Source organism: Amycolatopsis vastitatis (assembly GCF_002234595.1).
In the GTDB taxonomy this organism is placed as follows: Bacteria; Actinomycetota; Actinomycetes; order Mycobacteriales; family Pseudonocardiaceae; genus Amycolatopsis; species Amycolatopsis vastitatis.
In genome coordinates, this window is record NZ_NMUL01000042.1 from 215234 (window position 1) to 241512 (window position 26279).

The following is a 26279-nucleotide window of genomic DNA, read 5'->3' on the forward strand; positions in this document are numbered from 1 at the left end:
CGTCAGGCGCCAACGGCTTCGAGCTCGGCCTCGATCGCGGCTTCGAGGCGCTCGCGCACCTCGGGGACGTCGATCTTCACCAGGATCTCGTGGAAGAACCCGCGCACGACCAGCCGGCGGGCGGCTTCTTCGGCGATCCCGCGCGACTGCAGGTAGAACAACTGCTCGTCGTCGAACCTTCCCGTCGCGCTCGCGTGGCCGGCGCCCTCGATCTCGCCGGTCTCGATCTCGAGGTTCGGCACCGAGTCCGCGCGCGCGCCCGGCGTGAGCACCAGGTTGCGGTTGAGCTCGTAGGTGTCGGTGGCCTCGGCCGCGGCGCGGATCAGGACGTCGCCGATCCAGACCGTGTGCGCCTCGTCGCCCTGCAGCGCGCCCTTGTACATCACGCGGGACTTGCAGTTCGGCACGGCGTGGTCGACGAAGAGCCGGTGTTCCTGGTGCTGGCCCTTGTCGGCGAAGTAGACGCCGAGCATCTCGACGTCGCCGCCCTTGTCGGCGAAGGTCGCCGTCGGCGAGACGCGGACCAGGTCGCCGCCGAGGGTGATCACGGTGTGCCGCAGCGCGGCGTCGCGGCCCAGCTTCAGGTGCTGCTCGGAGACGTGGACGGCGTCGTCGGCCCAGTCCTGGACGCTGACCACGGTGACCTTGGCGCCGTCGCCGATGACGAACTCGACGTTGTCGGCGTAGGTGCCGGAGCCGACGTGGTCGAGCACGACCACGGCTTCGGCGAACGCCTCGGCGCGGACCTGCAGGTGCCCGTACGCGACCTGGCCCTCGCCCGGGCCGTGGATCCGCAGCACGGACGGCTTCGACGCCTTCGTCTCCTTCGGCACCGTCACGACGGTGGCCTGCTTGAAGGACGAGTACGCCTGCGCGGCGATCCGGTCGCTCGGCACGCCGGCCTCGCCGAGGCGGGCGTCGTCGCGGCCGACGGTCTCGATCTTCAGCTCGGGCGCGGCCTCGACGTCGACGGTGATCTCGCCGGTCGCGGTGGCGCTGCCGTCGTGAAGGCCGCGAAGGCGCTTCATCGGGGTGAAGCGCCAGTTCTCCTCACGGCCGCCGGGGACCTCGAAGGCCTCGACGTCGTAGGAGGTGAAGCGCTCCGCGCGGGAGGCCGCCGGAATGACGGCCCCCTCGCGAAGAGCCTCGGAAACGTTGTTCTCGGTAACCGACATGACTAGCCGACGGACCCTTCCATCTGGAGCTCGATCAGGCGGTTCAGCTCGAGCGCGTACTCCATCGGCAGCTCACGGGCGATCGGCTCGACGAAGCCGCGCACGATCATCGCCATCGCTTCGGCCTCGTCGAGGCCGCGCGACATCAGGTAGAACAGCTGGTCCTCGCTGACCTTGGACACCGTGGCCTCGTGGCCCATGGATACCTCGTCGTTGCGGATGTCCACGTACGGGTACGTGTCCGAGCGCGAGATCGTGTCCACCAGCAGCGCGTCGCAGACGACGCTGGAGCGCGAGTGGTGCGCCCGCTTCGCCACGCGGACCAGGCCGCGGTACGACGTCCGGCCGCCGCCGCGCGCCACCGACTTCGACACGATCGTCGAGGACGTGTAGGGCGCGAGGTGCTCCATCTTGGCGCCCGCGTCCTGGTGCTGGCCCTCGCCCGCGAACGCGACCGACAGGACCTCGCCCTTGGCGTGCTCGCCCATGAGGAACACCGACGGGTACTTCATCGTCACCTTGGAACCGATGTTGCCGTCGATCCATTCCATGGTCGCGCCCTCTTCGCACTTGGCGCGCTTGGTGACCAGGTTGTAGACGTTGTTCGACCAGTTCTGGATGGTCGTGTAGCGGCAGCGGGCGCCCTTCTTGACGATGATCTCCACGACCGCCGAGTGCAGCGAGTCGGACTGGTAGATCGGCGCCGTGCAGCCCTCGACGTAGTGCACGTACGCACCTTCGTCGACGATGATCAGGGTGCGCTCGAACTGGCCCATGTTCTCGGTGTTGATCCGGAAGTAGGCCTGCAGCGGGATGTCCACGTGCACGCCCTTCGGCACGTAGATGAACGAGCCGCCGGACCAGACCGCCGTGTTCAGCGCGGAGAACTTGTTGTCGCCGGCCGGGATGACCGAACCGAAGTACTCCCGGAACAGCTCCGGCTGCTCGCGCAGCGCGGTGTCGGTGTCCAGGAAGAGCACGCCCTGCTTCTCGAGGTCCTCGCGGATGGAGTGGTAGACGACCTCGGACTCGTACTGCGCCGCGACACCGGCGACGAGACGCTGCTTCTCCGCCTCGGGGATGCCCAGCTTGTCGTACGTGTTCTTGATGTCCTCGGGAAGGTCTTCCCAGCTCGCCGCCTGCTTCTCGCTGGAGCGGACGAAGTACTTGATGTTGTCGAAGTCGATCCCGGAGAGGTCGGCCCCCCAGTTGGGCATGGGCTTCTTCTCGAAGAGCTTGAGCGCCTTCAGTCGCGCTTCGCGCATCCACTCCGGCTCGGACTTCTTCCCGGAGATGTCGGTGACGACATCTTCGTTCAGCCCGCGACGGGCGCTGGCGCCCGCCTCGTCGGAGTCGGCCCAGCCGAACGCGTACTTGCCAAGGGACTCGATGGTCTCTTCCTGGCTCAGTGGCGCGGTGGTGGGAGTGCGCTGCTCGGCAGCGGCAGTCATGCGGGTTTCCCTCCATTCGGGATCCGTGCTGTGCGCCCAGAGGGCACCGTGCTTTCCGGCTCGGGATGGGCCGGGTTACCCGTCGAGACGGGTACGTGGGTGGTGCACGCGGAGTCACCGCGCGCGATGGTCGCCAGCCGCTGGACGTGGGTGCCCAGCAGCTTCGCGAAGGCCTCCGTCTCGGCCTCGCACAGCTGCGGGAACTCCGCGGCCACGTGGGCGACCGGACAGTGGTGCTGGCAGAGCTGGGCCCCTACGTTCTGGCCCGGTGCCGGAGCGCCGACCTGACGGGTCGACGCAGCGTAGCCCTCCCTGGTCAGGGCGGTCGCGAGGGCCTCCGCGCGGGCCGCGGGATCACTCGACCCGGTGATCGCCGGGCGATGCGGCCCGACGAGCTTCTCGATGCGGCGCTCGGCGAAGGCGCGTACGGCGTCTTCGCCGGCGTGCTCGGCGAGGAAGCGGATGGCGGACACGGCAAGATCGTCGTAGGCGTGCCCGAAGCGGGCGCGGCCGGGCTCGGTCAGCAGGAAGAGCTTCGCCGGGCGGCCCCGGCCACGGGGTCCTCGGCGCGGCGCGTCCCGCGTCTCGGCTTCGCCGTCCGCGAGAAGCGCGTCCAGGTGCCGCCGGACGGCGGTGGGGCTGATCCCGAGCTGCTCGGCGACCACGACGGCGGTCATGGGACCCTGCTCCAGCAGCAGCCGGGCGACCTCGTGCCGGGTCTTGCCCTCGGCGCTGACCTGCGACGGAACGTGCGGATGCGGGGCACGCGGCATGTCGCCGCCCGCCGGGTCACCCGCCTCCGTCTTTTTCACAACACAAGTGTGTCTTATTTCCCCGTGGTCGGCAAAGGCGGGGTGTCCGGCAGTGACCCGACTCACGCCGGGGCGGCACCGATACCCTGCAGACGTGGCCGTGGGCGAATTGGGTGAACATCCCGGACAGCAGGACCAGCAAGTGGCGCAGCTCACCACCGAGCGTGCGCACGCGGTGACGCTGTCCCCCGTCCGCCCCCGCGCCCCGCTCCCCCTGGAGGCCGACGAGCAGCGCGGGCTGAACGTCGTCCGCCGCTTCGGCACGGTCGGCTCGCTGTTCCTCGCGGTCGGCGCGCTCGGCGCCGGCGCCGCCCCGGTGATCAACCCGGTGCAGGAGATCCCGGTGCTGCGGCTGTTCGCCCGGATCCCGACGGTTTCGCTGGCCATCGCCATCTCCGGGATGGGCATCCTGGTGCTCAGCTGGCTGATGCTCGGGCGGTTCGCCCAGCCGAGCCGCACCCGGCTCGCGTCGCAGGGCCAGCTCGCCCGCACGATCGCCCTGTGGGTGCTGCCGCTGCTGGTGATCCCGCCGCTGTTCTCCCGCGACGTCTACAGCTACCTGGCGCAGAGCGAGATCGTGCACCGCGGGATGGACCCCTACACCCTCGGGCCGGCGCAGGCCCTCGGCGTCGCGGACAAGTTCACCGCGGGCGTGTCGAACATGTGGCGCGAGACGCCGGCCCCGTACGGGCCGGTGGTGCTGCGCCTGGGTGGCTGGCTCGCGCCGCTCTCGGGCAACAGCATCGCCATGGGCGTGCTGCTGCAGCGCGCGCTCGCCCTCGTCGGCGTGGTCCTGATCGTCTGGGCGCTGCCCCGGCTGGCCCGCCGCTTCGGCGTCCAGCCCGCGACGGCGCTGTGGCTCGGCGCCGCCAACCCGCTGCTGATCTTCCACTTCGTCGCCGGCGCCCACAACGACGCGCTCGCGATCGGCCTGATGCTCGCCGGGCTGGAGGTCGGCCTCTCCCGGATGCCGATCCGGGTCAAGGGCGACACGCCCCCGCCACTGGCCCGCGGCGAGCTGCTGTACATCGGGATCGGCGTCGCGATCATCACCCTCGGCGTCGCGGTGAAGATGCCGGCGGTGTTCGCGTTGCCGTTCTTCGCGGTGATGGTGGCGCGGCGGTGGCACGGCAGGCTCAAGGACCTCTTCCTGACCGGCGCGCCGATGGCCCTGTGGTTCGGCGTGGTCCTGGTCGCCGTCTGCTTCGGCACCGGGCTCGGCTTCGGCTGGTTCGGGGCGACGTTCAACACACCCGGCCTGGTCCGTTCCTGGATCTCCCCCACCGCCGAGCTGGCCAACCTCTCCGGCGTCCTCGGCATCGCGCTCGGGCTCGGCAACCACACCGACGGGCTGGTGCCGATCCTCGGCGTGCTCGGCTACGTCGTCGCGGTCGCGATCACGGTCAAGTTCCTGTGGGACAGCTTCAAGTGGCGCTACCGGCCGATCATCGGCCTCGGCGTCTCCCTGGGCGCGGTGATGATCCTGCAGATCAACCTGCAGCCCTGGTACGTGCTGTGGGCGGTGATCCCCCTGGCGGCCGCGGCCGGGACGTCCCGGTTCCGGGTGGCGGCGGCGGTGCTCTCGGCCGCCCTGCCGTTCCTGCTCCCCCCGACGGGCAGCACCTTCGACGGCCGCCCGTACGTGCTGCCGTTCGCCTACGGCGCGGCGATCGTCGTGTGCGGCGCGGGGATGCTGGTCGTGCGGCGGCTTGCTCCCGTGTTGCTCACCCGGGCGTCCCCGCGGGTGCCCGCGGCTGCCGACGCCGTATCGTGACCCGATGTGAGTGTCCCTGCCGTCGAGATCAGCGGGCTGGTCAAGAACTACGGCTCCACCCGCGCGGTCGACGGTCTCGACCTGCGGATGGAGCGCGGCAGCCTGCTGGCCCTGCTCGGCCCGAACGGGGCCGGCAAGACCACCAGCGTCGAGGTCTGCGAAGGCTTCCTGCGGCCTGACGCCGGCACGGTGCGCGTGCTCGGCCTGGACCCGGTGCGCGACTCCGCGGCGCTGCGTCCCCGCATCGGGATCATGCCCCAGGGCGGCGGCGCCTACCCGGGCGTGCGAGCCGACGAGATGCTGCGGCTGGTCGCGTCGTGCGCGGCGTCGCCGCTGGACCAGGGCTGGCTGCTGGACGTCCTCGGGCTGGCCCCGGTGCGCCGGACGCCGTTCAAGCGCCTCTCCGGCGGCCAGCAGCAGCGGCTTTCCCTGGCCTGCGCCCTGATCGGGCGGCCGGAGCTGGTGTTCCTCGACGAGCCGACCGCCGGCATGGACCCTCAGGCCCGGCGCCTGGTGTGGGACCTGCTGGGGGCGTTGCGCCGCGACGGCGTCTCGGTGCTGCTGACGACCCACCTGATGGAGGAGGCCGAGGCGCTGGCCGACACGGTGGTGATCGTGGACCACGGCAAGGTGGTGGTCTCGGGCGCGCCCCAGTCGTTGACGGTGGACGAAAGCGGCAACGCGGGGCTGCGGTTCAAGGCCCGAACCCGGCTCGACACGGCGCTGCTGACGGCGGCGCTCCCGGAGGGTTACGCGGTGCACGAGTCGGCGCCCGGGACCTACGTGGTGGCGGGCTCGGTGGACCCGCAGGTGGTGTCGACGGTCACGGCGTGGTGTGCGCAGCAGGGTGTGCTCGCGGAGGAGCTGCAGGTCGGCAGGCGGACGCTCGAAGAGGTCTTCCTCGAGCTGACCGGACGGGAGCTGCGCGCATGACCGGTTTCGAGCCGGGGGTCTTCACCCCGGCGCCCGGACGCGGCTCGCTGGGCCGGATGCTGCGCACGCACGCGCGGGTCGAGGCGAGCCTGACGTTGCGCCACGGCGAGCAGGTCCTGCTGACGCTGCTGATCCCGCTGGCGCTGCTGATCGGGTTGTCGCTGCTGGACATCCTGCCGGCGTCTTCGCTGGGCTCGACGTCCAAGGTGGACTGGATCACGCCGAGGATCCTGGCGCTGGCGGTGATGTCGTCGGCGTTCACCGGTCAGGCGATCGCCCTGGGCTTCGACCGGCGCTACGGAGTGCTGAAGCGCCTCTCGGCGACGGCGTTGCCGCGATGGCTGCTGGTGGCCGGACGTCTGTCGGCGGCGCTGCTGGTCGTCGCGCTCCAATCGGTGATCATCGGCGTGGTGGCGGCGTTCCTGGGCTGGTCGCCCTCGGTTTCCGGGCTTTTCTCGGCCGTTCTTCTGCTGGTGCTGGGGACTTTGGCGTTCGGCGCCCTGGGCGTGCTGCTGGGTGGCGCACTACGGGCCGAAGCGGTGCTGGCTTTGGCGAACATCGTCTGGTTCGTCCTGCTCCTGGCCGGCGGGATCCTGCTGGCGCCGTCTTCGCTGCCTTCGGGCCTCGCGGTGGTCGTCGAGCTGCTGCCGTCGGGTGCGCTGGCGGAGGGCATGCGGGCGGCTTTGGTGGACGGTTCGTTCGCGCCCGGGCCGCTCGCGGTGCTCGCGGTTTGGGCGGTTCTGGCGGGTGTGGTGGCTTCACGGACGACCAAACTCACCTGAGCGTCCTGTTTGGACGGTAAAACTGACCTCGTGGTCCCCTGGCAATCCTGAGAAGCTCCTTCGGTCCGGTTCCGCACCCGAGGGGGCATCACATTGGTTTCGAAAACGCGCGTGGTCTTGATCATGCTTCTCCTGCTGGCCGTGGCGATCGGGCTGATCGTCGTCCTCGCGAAGGCCGGCGCGGGCGCCTTCTGGATCAAGACGGCCCCCATCGCGGTGCTGCTGATCGGCGGCATCGGCGCGCAGTCGGCGGGTCTGTTCCAGAAGAAGGCCAAGAAAACCGAGTGACCTTGGTCCCTTGCGCCGGTTGAGCCGTTCTGGGCGCCGGGACCTGCCGAAAGCGTGATTCCGGCGCGCTCTACCATCGAAGCCGTGCCGTTCACCAGCCTTGTCGCTCGTCTGCCGTTTCCCTCCGCCGCCGTGCAGCGGGCCGTCGGGATCGCCGCGGTCCTCGCGCAGGCGCTGATCGGCGTCACCGGCTCGATCGTGCGCGTCACCGGGTCGGGGCTCGGCTGCCCGACGTGGCCGGAGTGCGTCGCCGGCAGCCTGGTGCCGGTGGACCACCCCGGCATCCACGCGCTCAACCAGTGGATCGAATTCGGCAACCGGATGCTGACCGGCGTCGTCATCGCTGTCGCCGCGGTCGCCGTCATCACGGCGTGGCGCGTGCAGATCGACCACCCGAGCCGGAAGCGCCTGGTGAAGCTGGCCTGGACGATGCCCGGCGGCGTCGTGCTGCAGGCCGTCGTCGGCGGGTTCACCGTGCTCGCGAAGCTGGAGTGGTGGACGGTCGCGATCCACTTCCTCGCGACGACCCCGCTCGTCTGGCTCGCCGTCCTGCTGCTGCGCGCGTTCCGCGAAGGCGACGAGCCCGCCCGCCCGCTGGTCCCGGCGTCCGGCCGCGGGGTCCTGGTCGCCCTCGCGGCCGTGATGTGGCTCGTCCTCGCGGCCGGCACCACGGTGACCGGCGCCGGCCCGCACAGCGGCGACCTCAACACCCACCGCCTCGCCCTCCCGGTCGAGGCGCTCGCCCAGGTCCACGGCGGGCTCCTCGTGCTCTACCTGCTGCTGCTCGCGGTGTTCGGCCTCCAGCTGATGCGCGTCGGCGCGCCGAAGAGCCTGTGGCGGCACTACACCGTGGTCTGGGTGGTGGCCCTGGCCCAGGGTGGCCTCGGCTCGCTGCAGTACGCGCTGGGCGTGCCGGAGGCGATGGTGTCGTTCCACGTCCTCGGCGCGATGGCGGTCATCATCGCGACGGCGTCACTGTGGACGGCGAGCCGCGACCGCGGCCCGGTGACTTCCCTGGCCCCGGCGCCCCGCGAGCTCACCGCCGCCTGACGGCAACGCGGGCTTAACTCCGCGTCGGCGTGCCCGTTTCGCCCGTGGGTTACTGTTCGCGCCATGACGTCGCGCACCGCGCCCAAGCCGCTCATCTCCCACCGCCGGGGGACCGGCGAGATGATCGTGCTCAAGACCTTCCTGCTGGTGCCGTTCGCGGCACTCCTCGTCGCGGTCCCGCTGGTCTGGGGCTGGGGCATGACCTGGGTGGATCTGATCCTCGCAGCGGTGTTCTACGTCTTCGCGACGCTCGGGGTGACGGTCGGCTACCACCGCTACTTCACGCACGGCGCGTTCAAGGCGTCGCGTCCCCTCCGGGTGGTACTGGCCATCGCGGGCAGCATGGCGGTCCAGGGTTCGGTGATCTTCTGGGTGGCCAGCCACCGCCGCCACCACGCGTTCGCCGACCGCGAGGGCGACCCGCACTCGCCGTGGCTGTTCGGCACGTCGCCGTCGGCGCTGCTGAAGGGGTTCTGGCACGCGCACATGGGCTGGATGTTCGGCCGCGAGGTGACCAACGCGGACCGGTTCGCCCCTGACCTGGTGGCCGACCCGGACCTGCGCTGGGTGAACCGCTACTTCTGGCTGTGGATCACGGCGAGCCTGGCTCTCCCGGCGGTTCTGGGCGGCCTGCTGACCTGGTCGTGGTGGGGCGCGGTGACGGCGTTCTTCTGGGCGGGCCTGGTGCGCATCGCGTTCCTGCACCACGTGTCGTGGTCGGTCAACTCGGTGTGCCACCTGATCGGCGAGCGCCCGTTCGCGAGCCGCGACAAGGCGGCGAACTTCTGGCCGCTGGCGGTGCTCTCGATGGGCGAGTCGTGGCACAACTCGCACCACGCCGACCCGACGTGCGCGCGGCACGGGGTGTTGCGCGGGCAGGTGGACATTTCGGCGCGGCTCATCTGGGCTTTCGAGCGGCTGGGGTGGGCGACGGATGTGCGGTGGCCGCGGGTGGAGCGGCTGGCCGCCAAGCGGGCGAGCACATCAGCTTAACCTGCCTACGACGACACGAAAGAGAGATCACACGCTCGATCGTGTCGACTGCTTCCTTTTACTGTGGGCCGACTTCCGACCACAGAAGGAGCCTCATGGGCAAGCACAGCACCAACAAAGAGCGCGGCAAGAACCGGCGGATCATTGCGGCGGCCGCTCTGATCTTCGCAGCGGCCGCAGCCATCGCTCTGACGTCGATCGCCCACAAACCTGCGGACCCCACCGCAGGTGGTGGCGGGGGCGGCAGCACCGGCAACTCGGTCATCGTCGACTAGGGAAGCCTCTCCCGTGACCGGCGTGCTTTCGCGTCGGTCACGAGGGCGACCACTTGAACGCAATGCCGTAGCTCTCCCGCGGATGGCACCCGTCGAAAAAGGTGTGCCGGACGAACCCGTCCTCGATGGGGAGCAGGCGCGGATCGCCATCCGGAGGTTGGCACCTCCGCTCGAACTCGAGTTGTTCCGCGTACCACCAGCATGCCTCGGGAAGACAGTCCGGGTCGAAGGTCAGCTGGATGGTCAGGCCGCCGGGCGCAATGCCGTGGTGGTCCACGTCGACATCGACCCACCGGTGTCCCTCGTCGAGCCGTTCGTCGAGCGCCTCGGATACGAAAGCGTAGCGCTCGCCCTTCCGAAGCGTTCGGCGAAAGCGCAGGCGCGCCACTCCCCGGTCACCCGGATACGCACCGACCACGCGACACGCCCAAAGGGCCGTGACCAGGAGGTCTTCCGGGGTGTGGGTCCAGCCGTTGCGAGCCTGGACGACATAGTCGTCGACACCGTCCTCACAGGCGACGATGTCGCGTTCGGTGATCCGGCGCCACACCGTTCGGCGGCGCATGACCGCCGTGACGAGCATGCGCTCCGCGAACACCGGCTGCGCCCCTTTCGAGGCAGGACGAGCCCGCCAGGCGACGCGCTCGTCCAAGACCTCCGCCGCCGCCCGGCCGATGCTGATGTACGGCCGCCAGTCCGGCTCCTCCAGCGAAACCAGTTTCTGCGAGAGGCGGGCGGCCAACGCTTTGAGCGCCCGCCGCCAGGCCTGGTGCATCGGAGTGGCGGTGGTGGGAGGCGGATCGCCGAAGATGCCCGGCAACAGCACCAGCTGCCGGAAGCGGTCGCTGAGCGTCACCTTCCAGACGGTGCCGCCGGGCGCCGGCGGCACCCGGAACGCCGCCATCAACGTGTAGCGGTGGCGGGAGCTTCCGGCTGAGCCGATCTCGTCGACGATCAGGCCCCACACGGCGAACACCCGCGACTCGGCCGACTCGCCGATCAACGATTCCGTCGGCGCCACCAGGGAGCGGAGCACGGTTGCCGATTCGCTCGCCGGTTCTTTGACCGCCTCGCGGAAGAATCGAAGCAGCTCGCCGTCCTTGCGAGTGGCCAGCCAGCGCAGCGCGGCTTCGACTTCCGCGAGCGAATTCGGCTCGTCAACCGGTTCACTGTCCGTCCGGATGGTCATGGCGTCCTCCGCTACCCGACGAAGATCGACAATTCTCGACAAACCCGGACAACAGCTGGACCTGCGGCGACATTCGTCCGACAACGAAAAACCTGACCCGAAAAGAAAAGATCAGTTCCGATCGGACTTGTCACCGGTCACCATTACCCGAGGCGTACTAGTACACCAATAAGGTGGTAGCACAGTGACCAAGGGCAGGACAAGCAAACCCACGCCGGGTCGTGGTCCCCGGGAATTGATCAAAGCCGGCCTGACCGGGATCGGCGGGCTCTACCTGATCACCGGTTCGCTGGCCGTCACCACGATCGGCGCGATCGTCGCTCTCGTGCTCGCCGCCGTACAGCAGGCGGCCCGGTGACTACGCCAGTTGCTGCCGTACCGCCGAGGCGAACCGCGTCGCCGCGGCCGGGTCCGTCTGGCGGAAGCCCAGCGACGGCTCCGTCAGCTCCAGCTCCAGCAGCAACGGCTTGCCGTCCGCGCCGCGCACCACGTCCACCCGGGCGTACAGCAGCTCGGCCCGCAGGATCCCCAGCAACGCCGAGGCCACATCGAGGACGTCCTCCGCCAGCGCCACGGCGTCGGCGGAGGGCGAGGCCGGAGCCAGCTCCTCCGTCAGGTACAACCCCGAGCCGTCCATTGTGGACCCAAGCATCGCAGCCTTCGCGAAGGCGTGTGAGTAGATCCCGCCCAAGTACACCAGGGCCAGCTCACCCTCGGTGTCCACACTGGACTGGTACGGCTGGATCATCGCCGTGTGACCCTCGGCGTGGAGCGCGGCCACGTGGGCGGACGCGTCGGCGCCGGCCGCGAAGCGGGCCGCTCCGCGGGAGCCCGCGCCCACCGAGGGCTTGACCACGAACTCCGATGACGGGAACCGAACCGCGTCACCCGGCGAAACCAGGGAAGTCGGGACCACCGGCAGGCCCGCGTCCAGCAACTCCACCAGGTACGACTTGTCCGTGTTCCACCGGACGACGTCGGCGGAGTTGAGCAGGGTCGGCACCGACTCGCACCACGCGAGGAACTCCGGGCGCCGGGCCGCGTAATCCCAGGTCGCGCGCAGGATCACCGCGTCCGCCGACGAGAAGTCCAACGAAGAATCCCACGCCGCCCATGACACCGAGAAGCCCAGTGAAGTCAGGGCGGGCACCACGGCGTCGTCGTCGCCGTCACCCGAAGGGAGCTCCTTGCAGCTGACCAGGATCGCGGTGCGGCTCACTTGCCCGCCATCTTGCGGCGGTGCTCCGGGCCGATCTTCGCCTGGTTGACCGTCTCCGCGTCCCAGGTCGCCGGCGAGAGGTCCTCGACCGCCTCGACCAGCGCCTCGCCGGTCGCCACCGAAGGCACCACGACGTCGCCCAGCGCGCCGTCCGCGCCCACGAGCACGACCCGGGCGCCCGCCCGGCCGATGTTCTCCACCACCGCGCGGGACGGCTTGCCGTGCGCCTTCACGAACTTGCGGGCCGCGCCCAGCTGCGCGCTGGTCGGCGAAACAGTCTCTTCCACGTCCCGAACCCTAACGAAAGAGCGGACGGAACGCGGAACAGCGTGGCGTCGGCCATAGTTGCACCGGGAGAACCCGATCCGAGGAGGACCCATGCCCACCGCAGTGCAGGTGACGAAGACCGGCGGCCCGGAAGTGCTCGAACCGGCCGAAGTGGACGTCCGCGCCCCGCAGGCCGGCGAACTGCTGGTCGACGTCGCGGCGGCCGGGGTCAACTACATCGACACCTACCAGCGGCAGGGCATCTACCCGATGGAGCTGCCGGTCGTGCTCGGTCTCGAGGGCGCCGGCACGGTCGTCGAGGCGGGCGCCGGCAGCGGCTTCGAGCCCGGCGACCGCGTCGCCTGGCAGGGGTCGATCGGCAGCTACGCGGCCCGCAAGGTCGTGCCCGCGTCGGTCGCGGTGAAGGTGCCCGAAGGCGTCTCCCTCGAGACCGCGGCCGCGACGATGCTGCAGGGCATCACCGCCCACTACCTGGTCGCCTCGACGTTCGAGGTCAGGCCGGGCCACGACGTGCTGGTGCACGCGGCCGCCGGTGGCGTCGGCCTGCTGCTGGTGCAGCTGGCGAAGGCCCGCGGCGCGCGCGTGATCGGCACGGTGTCGACCGACGAGAAGGCGAAGCTCGCCCGCGAAGCCGGCGCCGACGAGGTGATCCGCTACGACCGGGAGGACTTCGCGAAGCTCACCCGCGAGCTGACCGGCGGCGAAGGCGTCGACGTCGTCTACGACGGCGTGGGCAAGGACACCGTCGACGGCAGCCTGGCCAGCCTGAAGGTCCGCGGCCTGCTGGCGCTGTTCGGCGCGTCCAGCGGCCCGGTGCCGCCGCTCGACCCGCAGCGCCTCAACTCCGGCGGCTCGCTCTACCTGACGCGCCCGACGTCCGGGCACTACACGCGCACGCGCGAGGAGATCGACTGGCGTTCGAAGGAGCTGTTCGACGCGATCCTCGCGGGCGAGCTGAACGTCCGCATCGGCGGCAAGTACCCGCTCGCCGACGCCCGCAAGGCCCACGAAGACCTCCAGGCCCGCCGCACCACCGGCAAGCTCCTGCTCATCCCCTGAACGCCGTGAAGGCCACCTCGATCGACGAAGTGGCCTTCACGCACGTCAGGCGGCGGCGACCGACACGGCGTCGGTGACGAACACCAGCGTCTCGTTCGGCTTCATCTGCCCGCCGCCGTCGCCGTACGCGAGGTCCGGCGGGATGATCAGCAGCCGGCGGCCGCCCTGCTTGATGCCCACCAGGCCCTGGTCCCAGCCCGGGATGACCTTGCCGGCGCCGAGGACGAGGGCGAACGGCTCCCGGCCGAACGAGCTGTCGAGCACCTGCTTGTCCGACCACGTCACCAAGTGGTAGTTCATCTGGAGCTTCTGGCCGGCCTTCGCGCCGTCGCCGGTGCCCTCGGACAGGTCCTTGGTGATCAGCTTCTTCGGCGGGTCGCAGTCGTCCGGGATGGTGATTTCGGGCTTTTCGCCGAACTTCCCCGTCGTCTTGATGTCCTCCGCGGTGCACTCGCGGCCCTTGCTCTGGGGCGCCTGCGCCGCATTCGACGGCGGTACGGAGGGCCCCGCCGGGGCGGCCGTCCCGGTCTTGGCGTCCTGGCCGCACGCGGCCAGCGACAGCGCCGCCACGGCGACGACCACGATCTTCCCGATCTTCTGCATGCGAGGCACCCTAACCAAGCACGGAGAGTGCCGGAACTTCGTCACCGGTGGAGACCACGCCGAGCCGCCGGGTCGCCCGCGTCAGGGCCACGTACAGGTCGTTGAGGCCGCGCGGCGACCCCGCCACGACCTCGTCCGGCGCGACCAGCACCACCGAGTCGAACTCCAGGCCCTTCGAGCGCTCCACCGTCAGCACGCTCAGCCGCTCGTCGTACGAGCCGAGCAGCGCCGAGACCTCGTCGAGGCGCGTGGGCGGGACCAGGACCGCCACCGTGCCACCGTCCACTTCGGACAGCTCGCGCGCCGCCAGACCGGGCAGCTCCGAGACGGGGGCGCGCACCGACCACGGCGGGACGCCCGTCTCCCGCACCGAGGAGGGCGCCGACAGGGAAGGCGAAATCTCCGCGAGCACCCGCGCGGCGACCGCCATGATCTCGGCGGGGGTGCGGTAGTTCACCGTCAGCTCTTCCAGCCGCCACCGGTCCTCGACGTACGGCGAGAGCACCTCGCCCCACGACCGCGCCCCGCCCGCCGCGCCGGTCTGGGCGACGTCGCCGACCAGCGTCATCGAGCGGTTCGGCGTGCGCCGCATGAGCAGCCGCCAGTCCATCGCCGACAGCTCCTGGGCCTCGTCGACGATCACGTGCCCGAACGTCCAGGTCCGGTCCTGCGCGGCCCGCTGGGCGGCGGTCAGCTCGCTGCGCTCCTGCTGGCGTTCGGCGAACAGCTCGGCGTCGAGGACGTCGGAGACGCGCAGCAGCTCCTCGTCGATGATCTCTTCGTCCTGTTCGAGGATGTCGAGCACGCCCTCGGCGTACGCGCGGTCCTCGCGCTCACGGCGTTTGCGCTCGACGCGGGCCTCGGTGTCGTCGACGCCGATCAGCTCGGCCAGCTCGTCGAGCAGCGGCACGTCGGCCGGGGTCCAGCGAGCGTCGCGGCCACTCTCGAGAAGGGCCTGGTCCGACGACGGAAGCAGCTTCCCAGCCGCTCGCGAGAGGCGTTCGCGGTCGGCGAACAGGTCGTCGAGCACGCCTTCCGGCGACAGCACGGGCCACAGCGAATCCAACGCCGCGGCGACGTTTTCGTCCGCGGCCAGCTCGGCCCGGATGTCGGCCAGGTCCTGCCCGTCGAGGAGGTCCTCCCCCAGCTTGCGGGCGGCCTGGCGGGTCAGCGCGTCGAGGACGTCGGAGACGAACAGGCGCCGCGCCGGGTTGTGCGGGCGCCGCGACCGGCGGGCCCGGGTGCGGGCGTCGGTGCAGGTCTTGCGATCCAGCCGCAGCACGTCGTGCTCGTACTCGATCTCACACACCGGCTCGGGCACGCGCTGGCGGTCGCGGACGGCGTTGGCGAGCACCTCGGCCATCACCAGCCGGCCCTTGACCTCGGCCGCCTCCCGCGGCTCGGCGCCGTCGGCGTCCAGGCCCGGGTAGAGCTGGCCGATGGTGGCGAGCAGCACGCCGGTCTCGCCGAGCGACGGCAGCACCTGGCCGATGTAGCGCAGGAACGTGCTGTTCGGCCCGACGACCAGCACGCCGCGGGTGGTGAGCTGCTGGCGGTGCGTGTAGAGCAGGTAGGCCGCGCGGTGCAGCGCGACGGCGGTCTTGCCGGTGCCCGGCCCGCCCTGCACGACCATGACGCCGCCCAGCGGCGCGCGGATGATGCGGTCCTGCTCGGCCTGGATGGTCGCGACGATGTCGCTCATCTCACCCGTGCGCCGCTGCTCCAGCGCGGCCAGCAGCGCGGCTTCGCCGGCCAGGCCGAGGTCCTGGCCCTGGTCGGCGGCGGTGAGGTCGAGGATCTCGTCGTCGAAGCCGGTCACCTTGCGGCTCAGCGACCGCAGGTGCCGTCGCCGCCGCACCCCCTCGGGCGACGCGGCGGTGGCGAGGTAGAACGGCCGGGCGACCGGCGCCCGCCAGTCGACGAGCAGCGGCTGGTAGTCGGCGTCTTCGTCGAACAGGCCGAGCCGGCCGATGTAGGTCGTCTCTTCGGCGCTTTCGGGGACGAAGTCGAGCCGTCCGAAGGCCAGGCCCTGCTCGACCGAGCCGAGCTGGGCGAGCCGGTCGGTGTAGAGGGTCGTGGCGACGTCGCGCTCGGTGCGGGCCTGCGGGGTGCCGCCGGTCCGGCGCAGGGTCTCGTCGAGGCGCCGCTGGGCTTCGAGCCGCTCGGCGTCGAGCTTCGCGTAGAGGGTCGTGACGTACGCCTGCTCGCGAGCGAGCTCGGCGGTGAAGTCGTCCGAGGAGACGGACAAGAGCATCCTGCTTTCGCCTCAAGGGAAAAGAGCCAACGACGTTCAACGACGCCCGGCGCGCGATCATTCCGGCCGGAGGTCGCAGTACGGGTAGACCTCGGCGGACCGCACGGCGACGGGCAGCTCCCGCTCCCCCGTCGCGCACGACACGCTCGCCGGGGGCAGCTGTTCACCGCCGGTGATCCGCCCGGAAGTATCGCGGAAGAGCACCGCGGCACCACGGCTGGTCAGCGCCCGGCAGTTGCCGGAGCGGTAGCGGATCCCGCCCGGCACGACGGTGGCGGTCACGGGGGTGAACCCGCCCAGAGCCTCGGGCGCGAGCCAGATCACCGGGCCGAGCGCGGGCCGGTCGAGCACGACGCCGATCCGCTGTCCCGGGGTGAGCACCGGCACCTCGACGGTCCGGGTGCCGGACGTCACGGGAATCCGGTAGGCGGCCAGGGTGCTCGTGTTCTCCAGCACCGCGGCGCCCGGTCCCTGCTCGACGACCCGCACGTCACCGCCGTCCGGAGCCGGCCCCGGCAGGGCCGTGATCCGCGAGGGGATGGCGCAGCCGCCGGTGAGCAGGCTTTCGTCCAGGGCCGGGAGCTTCCCGTGGCCGAGGAGGACCAGCAGGCCCAGGACGACGACCGCGGTGACCGCGGTCCCGATCCGTCTCAGACCCGGATTCAGAACGGCAGGCCGAGGGTCGGCAGGCCGATCGCCGAGTCGACGGCCAGGGCCACGAACACGATCATCAGGTACGTGTTCGAGCGGTGGAACAGCGCCATCGGCTTGGTCTCTTCCCCGCGCCGCACCGCGGCCTGCAGGCTGTGGGCGTAGAAGAGGAACCAGCCGCCCGCGAGGATCGCGAACGTGCCGTACAGCCACGACGTCACCGGGAGCAGCAGGAGCGTCCAGGCCACCATCACCCACGAGTAGATGACGATCTGGCGGGCGACGTGCTCGGCGGTGGCGACCACCGGCAGCATCGGGACGCCGGCGCGCTCGTAGTCGTCGCGGTACTTCATGCCCAGCGCCCACGTGTGCGGCGGCGTCCAGAAGAAGATCACGCCGAACATCACGAACGCCGGCCACTGCACGGTGCCGGTGACGGCCGCCCAGCCGATCACGACCGGCATGCAGCCCGCCGCGCCGCCCCAGACCACGTTCTGTGACGTGCGCCGCTTCAGGCCGAGCGTGTAGACGAAGATGTAGAAGAGGATCGTCGCGATCGCGAGGACCGCCGAGAGCAGGTTCACCGTGAAATACAGCACGACGAACGAGGCGACGCCCATCACGAGGCCGAAGACCAGCGCGCCGCGGCGGGGCACCGAGTCCTTCACCAGCGGACGGCGTTTCGTGCGGTTCATCACCTTGTCGATGTCCGCGTCGATCACGCAGTTGAGCGCGTTCGCGCTGCCCGCGGCCATCGTCCCGCCGACCAGCGTGGCCAGGACCAGCCACGGCGACGGGATCTGACGGCCGGCGAGGAACATCGCCGGGATGGTGGTCACCAGGAGGAGCTCGATGACCCGCGGCTTCGCCAGCGCGGCGTAGGCGCCGACGACCTGGCGGAAGCTTCGCCGGTCACCGTGCGGTCGTTCACCGGTCGGGTGCACGGCGCTGGTGTCGTCACTGCGTCCGTGCGCAGCGTTCACCAACGACATTTCACTCCCTGCGTCAGGTTCGGGCCGGGCCAGTCCGGGTAGGCGGATGGTGCCGATGAACCAGCCCTACTGAACCCTCGAACGATGTTAGACGTGGTGAATCCCGTGGGTGATCGCGGGTCCTCGACCGGTCCAAGCACTAGGCTGGCCGCGACGGGCCGCGATTGCCCCTGCGCAGGGTCGCGAGCAGGAATATCGTCCCTTCGGGATCGATTGAGATAGATGACCCCGCGCACGGGTAACCGGAACGAGGAAGACCAGCCGCAACCATCATGACCGGGAGTTGGAGTTCAGTGTCCGAAACCGCCACTACCAGCGAGAACAACCCACTCCTCCGGCGCAACACGCCCGCCGACTGGACCGACACCGACACCCGCGCCGTGGACACCGTCCGGGTGCTCGCCGCCGACGCCGTGGAGAACTGTGGCAGCGGCCACCCCGGCACCGCGATGAGCCTGGCGCCGCTGGCCTACACGCTGTTCCAGCGCGCCATGCGGCACGACCCGAGCGACCAGCACTGGCCGGGCCGCGACCGGTTCATCCTCTCGGCCGGGCACTCCAGCCTGACCCTCTACATCCAGCTGTTCCTCGCCGGCTACGGCCTCGAGCTGGAGGACCTCAAGCAGCTGCGCAAGTGGGGCTCCAAGACCCCGGGTCACCCCGAGTACCGCCACACCGACGGCGTCGAGACCACCACCGGCCCGCTCGGGCAGGGCCTGGCGAACGGCGTGGGCATGGCGATGGCCGCCCGCCGTGAGCGCGGCCTGCTGGACCCGGACGCCGCGCCCGGTGAGAGCATCTTCGACCACCACATCTTCGTGATCGCCTCCGACGGCGACATCGAAGAGGGCGTCACCTCCGAGGCCTCGTCCATCGCGGGCCGCCAGGAGCTGGGGAACCTGATCGTCTTCTACGACGACAACAAGATCTCGATCGAGGACGACACGAACATCGCGCTGTCCGAGGACACCGTGAAGCGCTACGAGGCCTACGGGTGGCACACCCAGGTCGTCGAGGGCGGCGAGGACGTCGTCGCGATCGAGGAGGCCATCAAGGCCGCCAAGGCCGAGACGCAGCGGCCGTCGTTCATCGCGCTGCGGACCGTCATCGGCTACCCGGCCCCGAAGAAGATGGGCACCGGCAAGGCGCACGGCGCCGCGCTGGGCGCCGAAGAGGTCGCCGCGGTCAAGGAGATCCTCGGCTTCGACCCGGAGCAGTCGTTCCAGGTCGAGGACGACGTGCTCAAGCACACCCGCCAGGCGCTCGAGCGCGGCAAGACCGCGCACGCGGAGTGGCAGGAGAAGTACGAGGCCTGGGGCCGGGCCAACCCGGAGCGCAAGAAGATCGGCGACCGGATGGCCACCCGCACGCTGCCCGAGGGCTTCGCCGACAACCTGCCGAAGTGGGAGCCGGACGCCAAGGGCATCGCGACCCGCAAGGCCTCCGGTGAGGTGCTCAACGCCCTCGCCGAGCCGCTGCCGGAGCTGTGGGGCGGCTCGGCCGACCTGGCCGAGAGCAACAACACGACGATGAAGGGCGCCGACTCGTTCGGTCCCGAGAAGGCCGCCACCGACATGTGGCAGGCGAACCCGTACGGCCGGACGCTGCACTTCGGCGTCCGCGAGCACGCCATGGGCTCGATCCTCAACGGGATCGCGCTGCACGGCGGCACCCGCCCGTACGGCGCGACGTTCCTCATCTTCTCCGACTACATGCGCCCGCCGGTCCGGCTGGCCGCGCTGATGAAGGCGCCGGTCACCTACGTGTGGACGCACGACTCGATCGGCCTCGGCGAGGACGGCCCGACGCACCAGCCGATCGAGCAGCTCTCCGCGCTGCGCGCGATCCCGGGCCTCAACGTCGTCCGCCCGGCGGACGCCAACGAGACCGCATACGCGTGGAAGGCGGTCCTGGAGGACATCCACCACCCGTCCGGCCTGGCGCTGACCCGCCAGAACGTGCCGGTGCTCGAGGGCACCAGCGCCGAAGGCGTCGCCAAGGGCGGGTACGTCCTGGCCGACTACGGCAAGGCGGACGACGAGCACGTGGTGCTCATCGCGACCGGTTCCGAGGTCCAGCTGGCCGTCGAAGCCGCCAAGACCCTGGCCACGGACGGGATCGCCGCCCGGGTGGTCTCGATGCCGTGCGTCGAGTGGTTCGACGCGCAGGACCAGGCGTACCGCGACTCGGTGATCCCGCCGTCGGTGAAGGCGCGAGTGTCGGTCGAGGCGGGTATCGCCCAGTCCTGGCACCGCTTCACCGGTGACGCCGGGGTGAACGTTTCGATCGAGCACTTCGGCGCCTCCGCCGATGCCGCCACGCTGTTCCGTGAGTTCGGCTTCACCGCGGAAGCAGTCGTCGAGGCGGCCCGCCGCTCGATCGCCAACACCAAGAACTCCTGAAGGAGATGACAGTAATGAGCAACGACAAGCTCGCGCAGCTGTCCGCAGCCGGTGTATCGATCTGGCTCGACGACCTTTCGCGTGAACGACTGAACACCGGCAACCTGGCCGAGCTGATCCGCGACAAGCACGTCGTGGGCGTGACGACCAACCCGACGATCTTCGCCAACGCGATGTCGAAGGGCGACGCCTACGACGAGCGGACGCGGGAGCTCGCGGCCCAGGGCGCCGACGTCGAGGCGACCATCCGCGACCTGACGACGACCGACGTGCGCAACGCCGCGGACCTGTTCCGCGACGTCTACACCGCCACGAACGGCGTCGACGGCCGCGTCTCCATCGAGGTCGACCCGCGGCTGGCCAAGGACACCGACAAGACGGTGGCCGAGGCGAAGGACCTGTGGAAGACCGTCGACCGGCCGAACGTGCTGATCAAGATCCCGGCGACCGAAGAGGGCCTGCCGGCGATCACCGCCACGCTGGCCGAAGGCATCAGCGTCAACGTCACGCTGATCTTCTCGGTCGAGCGCTACAAGAAGGTCATCGAGGCTTTCTTCACCGGGCTGGAGCAGGCCAAGGCCAACGGCCACGACCTGCGCGGCATCCACTCGGTCGCGTCGTTCTTCGTGTCCCGCGTGGACACCGAGATCGACAAGCGCCTGGAAGCCATCGGCACCGACGAGGCCCTGGCGCTGCGCGGCAAGGCCGCCGTCGCCAACGCCCGCCTCGCCTACGTGGCCTTCGAGGAGCTGTTCGCTTCGGACCGCTGGAAGGCCCTCGCGGCCGACGGCGCCAACGCGCAGCGCCCGCTGTGGGCGTCGACCGGGGTGAAGAACCCGGACTACTCCCCCACGCTCTACGTCGACGACCTCGTGGTGAAGAACACCGTCAACACCATGCCGGAGAAGACCCTCGACGCCGTCGCCGAGCACGCTGACCTCAAGGGCGACCGGGTCAGCGGCCACGGCAAGGACGCGCAGGAGGTCTTCGACAAGCTCGAGGCCGTCGGCATCGACATCCGCGACGTCTTCCTCACGCTGGAGAACGAGGGCGTCGAGAAGTTCGAGAAGTCGTGGACCGAGCTCCTGGACACCGTGAACGGGCAGCTCGAGCAGGCGAAGGGCTGAAGCACGACATGACGACAGGCGAAAAGACCGGCGTCGAGATCGTGGACGCCGCACTGGCGGAGCGCGCCACGCCGCTGGCCGAGCAGCTGGTCGCCGACCAAGCCGCTTCGAAGCTGGCGGCGCAGGACGCGACGCTCTGGGGGCCGGACGCCGAATCCGAGGCGTCGATCCGGCTGTCGTGGACGACGCTGCACAAGTCGTCGCGGCCGCTGATCGGCGAGATCGAGGCGCTGCGGACCGAGCTGCGGTCCGAGGGCGTCGACCGGGTCGTGCTGGCCGGCATGGGCGGCTCGTCGCTGGCGCCGGAGGTGATCACCGCGACCGACGGCGTCGCGCTGACCGTCCTCGACACCACCGACCCGGGCCAGGTCGCGGACGCGCTGGCCGGCGACCTCGACCGCACGGTGATCGTCGTGTCGTCGAAGTCCGGCGGCACCGTCGAGACCGACAGCCACCGGCGGATCTTCGCGAAAGCGTTCGCCGACGCGGGGATCGACGCGGCACGGCGGATCGTGGTCGTCACCGACCCGGGCTCGCCGTTCCAGGAACTGTCCGAAAAGGAGGGATACCGCAAGGTCTTCCTCGCCGACCCGCACGTCGGCGGCCGCTACTCGGCGCTGACCGCGTTCGGGCTCGTCCCGGCCGGTCTCGCCGGCGCGGACGTCGCCCGGCTGCTCGACCAGGCCGCTTCGGTGGCCGAAGAGCTCGCCGCGGACGACGTGGCCAACCCGGCGGTCAAGCTGGCCGCCGCGTGGGCCGCGGCGCACGAGGCCGGCGCCGAGAAGGTCGTGCTGGCCGACACCGGCTCCGGGATCAAGGGCTTCCCCGACTGGGCGGAGCAGCTGATCGCGGAGTCCACCGGCAAGCAGGGCACCGGCCTGCTGCCGGTCGCGGTGGAGGGCCCGGACGCGGCCGGCTTCGCCGACGCGCGTGACGACGCCACCGCCACCGCGGTCGGCAGCCCGCGGGGTTCGGCGAAGATCGCCGTCACCGGCTCGCTCGGCGCGCAGTTCCTGCTCTGGGAGTTCGCCACGGCGCTGGCCGGGCGGCTGCTCGGGATCAACCCGTTCGACCAGCCCGACGTCGAGACCGCGAAGAAGGCGGCCCGGGCGCTGCTGGACGACCCGGAGAAGCTGAAGGGCGGCGAGACTGCGTCCAATGTGGACGGCCCGGTCGAGATCTTCGGCAGCGACGGGGTTTCCACCGACGGCAGCCTGACCGACGTGCTGAGCGCGTTCTTCGCTTCGGCACCGGACGCGGGCTACATCGCGGTGCAGGCCTACCTCGACCGGCTCGACGACGCCTCGACGGCGGTGCTGCGCGGCGAGATCGCCAAGCGCACCGGCAAGCAGACGACGTTCGGCTGGGGTCCCCGGTTCCTGCACTCCACCGGCCAGTACCACAAGGGCGGGCACCAGAACGGTGTCTTCCTGCAGCTCACCGGCGCGGTCGAACACGACCTCGACGTGCCGGACCGGCCGTACACGCTGGGGCAGCTGCAGCACGCGCAGGCCCTCGGCGACGGGCAGGTGCTCGCCGAGCACGGCCGCCCGGTGCTGCGCCTGCACCTGACCGACCGGGCCGCGGGCCTCGCGGCCGTCGTCCGCGCGGTACAGGAGGTCTCCGCATGACGTGGAGCAACCCGCTGCGCGATCCGCGGGACAAGCGGCTCCCGCGGATCGCCGGGCCGTCCAGCCTGGTGATCTTCGGCGTCACCGGTGACCTGGCCCGCAAGAAGCTGATGCCCGCCATCTACGACCTGGCCAACCGCGGGCTGCTGCCCGCGGGCTTCTCGCTCGTCGGGTTCGCCCGCCGCGACTGGGAGCACCAGGACTTCGGCGAGCTCGTGCACGACTCGGTCAAGGAGCACGCGCGGACGCCGTTCAAGGAGTCGGTGTGGAACCGGCTCGCCGAAGGCATCCGGTTCGTGCAGGGCACCTTCGACGACGACGACGCGTTCGACCGGCTCGCGCAGACGGTCCGCGACCTCGACGCCGAACGCGGCACCGGCGGCAACACGGCGTTCTACCTGTCGATCCCGCCCGGCGCGTTCCCGGTGGTGACCAAGCAGCTGGCCCGCTCGGGGCTGGCGAACGCCGACGAGAAGACCTGGCGGCGCGTCGTCATCGAGAAGCCCTTCGGGCACGACCTGAAGAGCGCCGAAGAGCTGAACGCGATCGTCAACGACGTCTTCCCCGAGGAGTCGGTGTTCCGCATCGACCACTACCTCGGCAAGGAGACGGTGCAGAACATCCTGGCGCTGCGCTTCGCGAACCAGCTGTTCGAGCCGATCTGGAACGCCAACTACGTCGACCACGTGCAGATCACCATGGCCGAGGACATCGGCCTCGGCGGGCGCGCGGGGTACTACGACGGCATCGGCGCCGCCCGGGACGTCATCCAGAACCACCTGCTGCAGCTGCTGGCCTTCACCGCGATGGAGGAGCCGCTGTCGTTCGACCCGCGGGCCCTGCGCGCCGAGAAGATCAAGGTGCTCTCGGGCACCAAACCGCTCGGGCCGCTGAGCAAGACCACCGCCCGCGGCCAGTACGCCGGCGGGTGGCAGGGCGGCACGAAGGTGCCCGGCCTGCTGCAGGAAGAGGGCTTCGCGAAGGACTCGAAGACCGAGACCTACGCCGCGGTGACCCTCGAGGTGCAGAGCCGCCGCTGGGCCGGGGTGCCGTTCTACCTGCGCACCGGCAAGCGGCTCGGCCGCCGCGTCACCGAGATCGCCGTCGTGTTCAAGCGGGCGCCGCACCTGCCGTTCGATTCGACGTCGACCGAGGAGCTGGGGCAGAACGCCCTGGTCATCCGGGTCCAGCCGGACGAGGGCATCACGCTGCGGTTCGGCTCGAAGGTGCCGGGGACCACGATGGAGGTCCGCGACGTCACGATGGACTTCGGGTACGGCCACGCGTTCACCGAGTCTTCCCCCGAGGCCTACGAGCGGCTGATCCTGGACGTCCTGCTCGGCGAGCCGTCGCTGTTCCCGGTGAACGAAGAGGTCGAGCTCTCCTGGAAGATCCTCGACCCGATCCTCGAGCACTGGGCGAAGGAAGGCGCGCCCGAGCAGTACGCGCCGGGCACGTGGGGACCGCCGTCCGCCGACGAAATGCTGGAGCGCACCGGCCGGAAATGGAGGCGCCCGTGATCATCGACCTGCCGTCCACCACGACTTCGGCACTCAACAAGAAGCTGGTGGAGATCCGCGAACAGGGCGGGCAAGTCGCGCTCGGGCGGGTCCTGACGCTGGTGATCGTCGCCGACGACGACTCCCATCTCGAAGAGGCGATCGAAGCGGCCAACGGCGCGAGCCGCGAACACCCGTCGCGGGTGATCGTGGTCGCCAAGGGCGCGCGCACGGCGGCTCCGCGCATCGACGGCCAGATCCGGGTCGGCGGCGACGCCGGCGCGAGCGAGGTCATCGTGCTGCGGCTCTACGGCCCGCTGGCCTCCCAGGGCCAGAGCGCGGTCGTGCCGCTGCTGCTGCCGGACGCGCCGATCGTGTGCTGGTGGCCCGGTGCCGGGCCGAAGGACCCGGACAAGGACCCGCTCGGCGAGCTGGCCCAGCGCCGGATCACCGACTCGGCCGCGGAGAAGAACCCGGTCAAGGCGCTGACCACGCGGGCGAAGGCGTACACCGAGGGCGACACCGACCTGGCGTGGACGCGCCTGACGCACTGGCGCGCTCAGCTCGTCTCGGCGCTGGACCTGCCGCCGTACGAGAAGATCACGGGCGCGACGGTGACCGGCGAGGCCGACTCGCCGTCGACCGAACTGCTGGCCGCGTGGCTGGCCGAGTACCTGAAGGTGCCGGTCAAGCGGGTCAAGAGCTCGGGCGCGGCCGGGATCATCTCGGTGACGCTCGATCGCAAGTCGGGGCCGGTGGAGCTGCACCGGCCGGACGGGCGCGTCGGCACGCTGACCCAGCCGGGCCAGCCGACCCGGCGGATCGCGCTGCAGCGGCGGAGCACCCAGGACTGCCTGATCGAGGAGCTGCGCCGGCTCGACCCGGACGAGGTCTACGAGGCTTCGCTGCACGGCCTGGCCAAGATCACCTCGGGCACGAACGGCAAGACCGGCACCCCGCCGAAGGCCGACGTGACGTCGCCGGCCGCGGCCGCCGCGGCGGCCGCGCCCGCTCCCGCCAAGGACCGGAAGACGAGCGCTTCATGAGCAAGACCGAAGTCGTCGTCTACGCGAACCAGGACCTGCTGGCGGCCGCCGCGGCCGCCCGGCTGGTCACGCGGCTGGTGGACGTCCAGGCGGCCAAGAGCTCGGCGTCGCTGGTGCTCACCGGCGGCGGCACCGGCATCGCGGTGCTGGCGGAGCTGCAGGCATCGTCGGCCCGGGACGCGATCGACTGGTCGCGCCTGGACATCTACTGGGGCGACGAGCGGTTCGTCCCGGCCGATTCGGACGAGCGGAACGAGAAGCAGGCCCGCGAGGCGCTGCTCGACCACGTCCCGCTCGACCCGAAGCGCGTCCACGCGATGGCGCCGTCGGACGGCGAGTTCGGCGACGACGTGGACGCCGCGGCAGCCGCTTACGCCGACGTGTTGGCGGCCAACGCGGGTCCGGAGGATCACGGCGACGTGCCGTCGTTCGACATCATGCTGCTGGGTCTGGGCGGCGAGGGGCACACGGCGTCGGTGTTCCCGGAGTCGCCCGCGGTGTACGAAACGGAGCGTTCGGTGGTGGCGGTCCGCAACTGCCCCAAGCCCCCACCGACGCGCATTTCGCTGACGCTGCCTGCCCTTCGGCGGGCCCGGGACGTCTGGCTGATGACGGCCGGTGAGGCGAAGGCGGACGCGGTGGCACTGGCCCTCGCAGGAGCCGGCGAGGTCCAGCTCCCGGTGGCCGGGGCCCGCGGGCACCGGCGGACGTTGTGGCTGCTCGACCGCTCGGCGGCGGGCAAGCTGACCAAGGTGTACCAACCGCCGACGGCTTGAGTTGTTTCGT

The 26279-nt window shown here is 70.6% G+C and carries 25 protein-coding genes; 15 read left to right on the top strand and 10 right to left on the bottom strand.

All coding sequences use genetic code 11. The features are described 5' to 3' along the window. Nucleotides 1-2: 2 nt before the first annotated feature. The 3 genes from sufD to CF165_RS36160 are packed head-to-tail and all read right to left on the bottom strand — an operon-like array spanning nucleotide 3 to nucleotide 3399. On the bottom strand, nucleotides 3-1175 hold the full coding sequence (sufD, locus tag CF165_RS36150; protein ID WP_093952074.1) for a Fe-S cluster assembly protein SufD: 1173 nt from the start codon (nucleotides 1173-1175) through the stop codon (nucleotides 3-5). 2 nt (nucleotides 1176-1177) lie between these two features. Continuing rightward, entirely contained in the window at nucleotides 1178-2626 is a 1449-nt protein-coding gene (sufB, locus tag CF165_RS36155; RefSeq protein WP_093952075.1) for a Fe-S cluster assembly protein SufB, read from the bottom strand. Then, on the bottom strand, nucleotides 2623-3399 hold the full coding sequence (locus tag CF165_RS36160) for a helix-turn-helix transcriptional regulator (RefSeq protein ID WP_093952109.1): 777 nt from the start codon (nucleotides 3397-3399) through the stop codon (nucleotides 2623-2625). Before CF165_RS36160 ends, sufB begins: the two co-directional genes overlap by 4 nt. A 181-nt stretch (nucleotides 3400-3580) precedes the next feature. Here CF165_RS36160 and mptB point away from each other — a divergent pair, with 181 nt between their 5' ends. From mptB to CF165_RS36195, 7 genes are all read left to right on the top strand, one after another. Continuing rightward, entirely contained in the window at nucleotides 3581-5212 is a 1632-nt protein-coding gene (gene mptB / locus CF165_RS36165; protein ID WP_093952076.1) for a polyprenol phosphomannose-dependent alpha 1,6 mannosyltransferase MptB, read from the top strand. A 6-nt stretch (nucleotides 5213-5218) separates the two neighbouring features. Then, nucleotides 5219-6145: an ABC transporter ATP-binding protein gene (locus CF165_RS36170; RefSeq protein WP_093952077.1), complete on the top strand. Its 927-nt coding sequence runs from the start codon at nucleotides 5219-5221 to the stop codon at nucleotides 6143-6145. Next, a complete protein-coding gene (locus CF165_RS36175) occupies nucleotides 6142-6927 on the top strand; it encodes an ABC transporter permease (protein ID WP_093952078.1) in 786 nt (261 codons plus the stop codon). Before CF165_RS36170 ends, CF165_RS36175 begins: the two co-directional genes overlap by 4 nt. 123 nt (nucleotides 6928-7050) lie before the next feature. After that, entirely contained in the window at nucleotides 7051-7215 is a 165-nt protein-coding gene (locus CF165_RS36180) for a hypothetical protein (protein ID WP_338023543.1), read from the top strand. Between the two features lie 84 nt (nucleotides 7216-7299). After that, nucleotides 7300-8265: a COX15/CtaA family protein gene (locus CF165_RS36185; protein WP_093952080.1), complete on the top strand. Its 966-nt coding sequence runs from the start codon at nucleotides 7300-7302 to the stop codon at nucleotides 8263-8265. A gap of 63 nt (nucleotides 8266-8328) precedes the next feature. After that, complete coding sequence (locus tag CF165_RS36190) at nucleotides 8329-9258, top strand: acyl-CoA desaturase (RefSeq protein ID WP_093952081.1); 930 nt, start codon at nucleotides 8329-8331, stop codon at nucleotides 9256-9258. A gap of 95 nt (nucleotides 9259-9353) precedes the next feature. Next, nucleotides 9354-9533: a hypothetical protein gene (locus tag CF165_RS36195; RefSeq protein WP_093952082.1), complete on the top strand. Its 180-nt coding sequence runs from the start codon at nucleotides 9354-9356 to the stop codon at nucleotides 9531-9533. A gap of 37 nt (nucleotides 9534-9570) precedes the next feature. On the opposite strand, the gene CF165_RS36200 is transcribed toward CF165_RS36195, so the two are convergent. Next, complete coding sequence (locus CF165_RS36200; protein ID WP_093952083.1) at nucleotides 9571-10722, bottom strand: hypothetical protein; 1152 nt, start codon at nucleotides 10720-10722, stop codon at nucleotides 9571-9573. A 235-nt stretch (nucleotides 10723-10957) separates the two neighbouring features. Between CF165_RS36200 and CF165_RS53500 the strand changes: the two genes are divergently transcribed. Next, entirely contained in the window at nucleotides 10958-11080 is a 123-nt protein-coding gene (locus tag CF165_RS53500) for a hypothetical protein (RefSeq protein WP_276209749.1), read from the top strand. Here the strand turns inward: CF165_RS53500 and CF165_RS36205 are convergent, their stop codons facing one another. Next, nucleotides 11081-11941, bottom strand: coding sequence for an ATP-grasp domain-containing protein (locus CF165_RS36205; RefSeq protein WP_093952084.1), 861 nt, complete (start codon nucleotides 11939-11941; stop codon nucleotides 11081-11083). Next, a complete protein-coding gene (locus CF165_RS36210; protein WP_093952085.1) occupies nucleotides 11938-12228 on the bottom strand; it encodes a hypothetical protein in 291 nt (96 codons plus the stop codon). The genes CF165_RS36205 and CF165_RS36210 overlap by 4 nt, the downstream gene beginning before the upstream one ends. Before the next feature lie 91 nt (nucleotides 12229-12319). Between CF165_RS36210 and CF165_RS36215 the strand changes: the two genes are divergently transcribed. Further along, entirely contained in the window at nucleotides 12320-13288 is a 969-nt protein-coding gene (locus CF165_RS36215) for a quinone oxidoreductase family protein (protein WP_093952086.1), read from the top strand. Nucleotides 13289-13333: 45 nt separating this feature from the next. On the opposite strand, the gene CF165_RS36220 is transcribed toward CF165_RS36215, so the two are convergent. The 4 genes from CF165_RS36220 to CF165_RS36235 all read right to left on the bottom strand — a co-directional run bounded on the left by CF165_RS36220 (nucleotide 13334) and on the right by CF165_RS36235 (nucleotide 17788). Then, nucleotides 13334-13891: an FKBP-type peptidyl-prolyl cis-trans isomerase gene (locus CF165_RS36220; RefSeq protein WP_093952087.1), complete on the bottom strand. Its 558-nt coding sequence runs from the start codon at nucleotides 13889-13891 to the stop codon at nucleotides 13334-13336. Nucleotides 13892-13901: 10 nt separating this feature from the next. Further along, on the bottom strand, nucleotides 13902-16145 hold the full coding sequence (locus CF165_RS36225) for a HelD family protein (protein ID WP_167441665.1): 2244 nt from the start codon (nucleotides 16143-16145) through the stop codon (nucleotides 13902-13904). A gap of 57 nt (nucleotides 16146-16202) precedes the next feature. Then, nucleotides 16203-16634 carry a hypothetical protein gene (locus tag CF165_RS36230; protein ID WP_205661060.1) on the bottom strand — a complete coding sequence of 144 codons (432 nt, stop codon included), beginning with the start codon at nucleotides 16632-16634 and terminating at the stop codon, nucleotides 16203-16205. A gap of 173 nt (nucleotides 16635-16807) precedes the next feature. After that, nucleotides 16808-17788 carry a heme o synthase gene (locus tag CF165_RS36235; RefSeq protein ID WP_093952088.1) on the bottom strand — a complete coding sequence of 327 codons (981 nt, stop codon included), beginning with the start codon at nucleotides 17786-17788 and terminating at the stop codon, nucleotides 16808-16810. 293 nt (nucleotides 17789-18081) lie between these two features. Here CF165_RS36235 and tkt point away from each other — a divergent pair, with 293 nt between their 5' ends. The 6 genes from tkt to pgl are packed head-to-tail and all read left to right on the top strand — an operon-like array spanning nucleotide 18082 to nucleotide 26269. Continuing rightward, nucleotides 18082-20190 carry a transketolase gene (gene tkt / locus CF165_RS36240; RefSeq protein ID WP_093952089.1) on the top strand — a complete coding sequence of 703 codons (2109 nt, stop codon included), beginning with the start codon at nucleotides 18082-18084 and terminating at the stop codon, nucleotides 20188-20190. Between the two features lie 14 nt (nucleotides 20191-20204). Then, the gene (gene tal, locus CF165_RS36245; RefSeq protein WP_093952090.1) at nucleotides 20205-21317 is read left to right on the top strand and encodes a transaldolase; all 1113 of its coding nucleotides are present in this window, start codon (nucleotides 20205-20207) and stop codon (nucleotides 21315-21317) included. An 8-nt stretch (nucleotides 21318-21325) separates the two neighbouring features. Beyond that, nucleotides 21326-22948: a phosphoglucose isomerase-related protein gene (locus CF165_RS36250; protein ID WP_093952091.1), complete on the top strand. Its 1623-nt coding sequence runs from the start codon at nucleotides 21326-21328 to the stop codon at nucleotides 22946-22948. Beyond that, nucleotides 22945-24468: a glucose-6-phosphate dehydrogenase gene (zwf, locus tag CF165_RS36255; RefSeq protein ID WP_093952092.1), complete on the top strand. Its 1524-nt coding sequence runs from the start codon at nucleotides 22945-22947 to the stop codon at nucleotides 24466-24468. Before CF165_RS36250 ends, zwf begins: the two co-directional genes overlap by 4 nt. Next, nucleotides 24465-25493, top strand: a complete 1029-nt coding sequence (gene opcA / locus CF165_RS36260) for a glucose-6-phosphate dehydrogenase assembly protein OpcA (protein WP_093952112.1) — start codon at nucleotides 24465-24467, stop codon at nucleotides 25491-25493. Before zwf ends, opcA begins: the two co-directional genes overlap by 4 nt. Continuing rightward, a complete protein-coding gene (gene pgl, locus CF165_RS36265; RefSeq protein WP_093952093.1) occupies nucleotides 25490-26269 on the top strand; it encodes a 6-phosphogluconolactonase in 780 nt (259 codons plus the stop codon). The genes opcA and pgl overlap by 4 nt, the downstream gene beginning before the upstream one ends. The last annotated feature ends 10 nt before the right edge of the window (nucleotides 26270-26279 follow it).

Coding starts and splice junctions, on each gene's coding strand:
- sufD (WP_093952074.1), bottom strand. CDS start 1,175: ATGTCGGTTACCGAGAACAACGTTTCCGAGGCTCTTCGCGAGGGGGCC.
- sufB (WP_093952075.1), bottom strand. CDS start 2,626: ATGACTGCCGCTGCCGAGCAGCGCACTCCCACCACCGCGCCACTGAGC.
- CF165_RS36160 (WP_093952109.1), bottom strand. CDS start 3,399: ATGCCGCGTGCCCCGCATCCGCACGTTCCGTCGCAGGTCAGCGCCGAG.
- CF165_RS36175 (WP_093952078.1), top strand. CDS start 6,142: ATGACCGGTTTCGAGCCGGGGGTCTTCACCCCGGCGCCCGGACGCGGC.
- CF165_RS36180 (WP_338023543.1), top strand. CDS start 7,051: ATGCTTCTCCTGCTGGCCGTGGCGATCGGGCTGATCGTCGTCCTCGCG.
- CF165_RS36190 (WP_093952081.1), top strand. CDS start 8,329: ATGACGTCGCGCACCGCGCCCAAGCCGCTCATCTCCCACCGCCGGGGG.
- CF165_RS36195 (WP_093952082.1), top strand. CDS start 9,354: ATGGGCAAGCACAGCACCAACAAAGAGCGCGGCAAGAACCGGCGGATC.
- CF165_RS36200 (WP_093952083.1), bottom strand. CDS start 10,722: ATGACCATCCGGACGGACAGTGAACCGGTTGACGAGCCGAATTCGCTC.
- CF165_RS36215 (WP_093952086.1), top strand. CDS start 12,320: ATGCCCACCGCAGTGCAGGTGACGAAGACCGGCGGCCCGGAAGTGCTC.
- CF165_RS36220 (WP_093952087.1), bottom strand. CDS start 13,891: ATGCAGAAGATCGGGAAGATCGTGGTCGTCGCCGTGGCGGCGCTGTCG.
- CF165_RS36225 (WP_167441665.1), bottom strand. CDS start 16,145: ATGCTCTTGTCCGTCTCCTCGGACGACTTCACCGCCGAGCTCGCTCGC.
- CF165_RS36235 (WP_093952088.1), bottom strand. CDS start 17,788: ATGTCGTTGGTGAACGCTGCGCACGGACGCAGTGACGACACCAGCGCC.
- tal (WP_093952090.1), top strand. CDS start 20,205: ATGAGCAACGACAAGCTCGCGCAGCTGTCCGCAGCCGGTGTATCGATC.
- CF165_RS36250 (WP_093952091.1), top strand. CDS start 21,326: ATGACGACAGGCGAAAAGACCGGCGTCGAGATCGTGGACGCCGCACTG.
- zwf (WP_093952092.1), top strand. CDS start 22,945: ATGACGTGGAGCAACCCGCTGCGCGATCCGCGGGACAAGCGGCTCCCG.
- pgl (WP_093952093.1), top strand. CDS start 25,490: ATGAGCAAGACCGAAGTCGTCGTCTACGCGAACCAGGACCTGCTGGCG.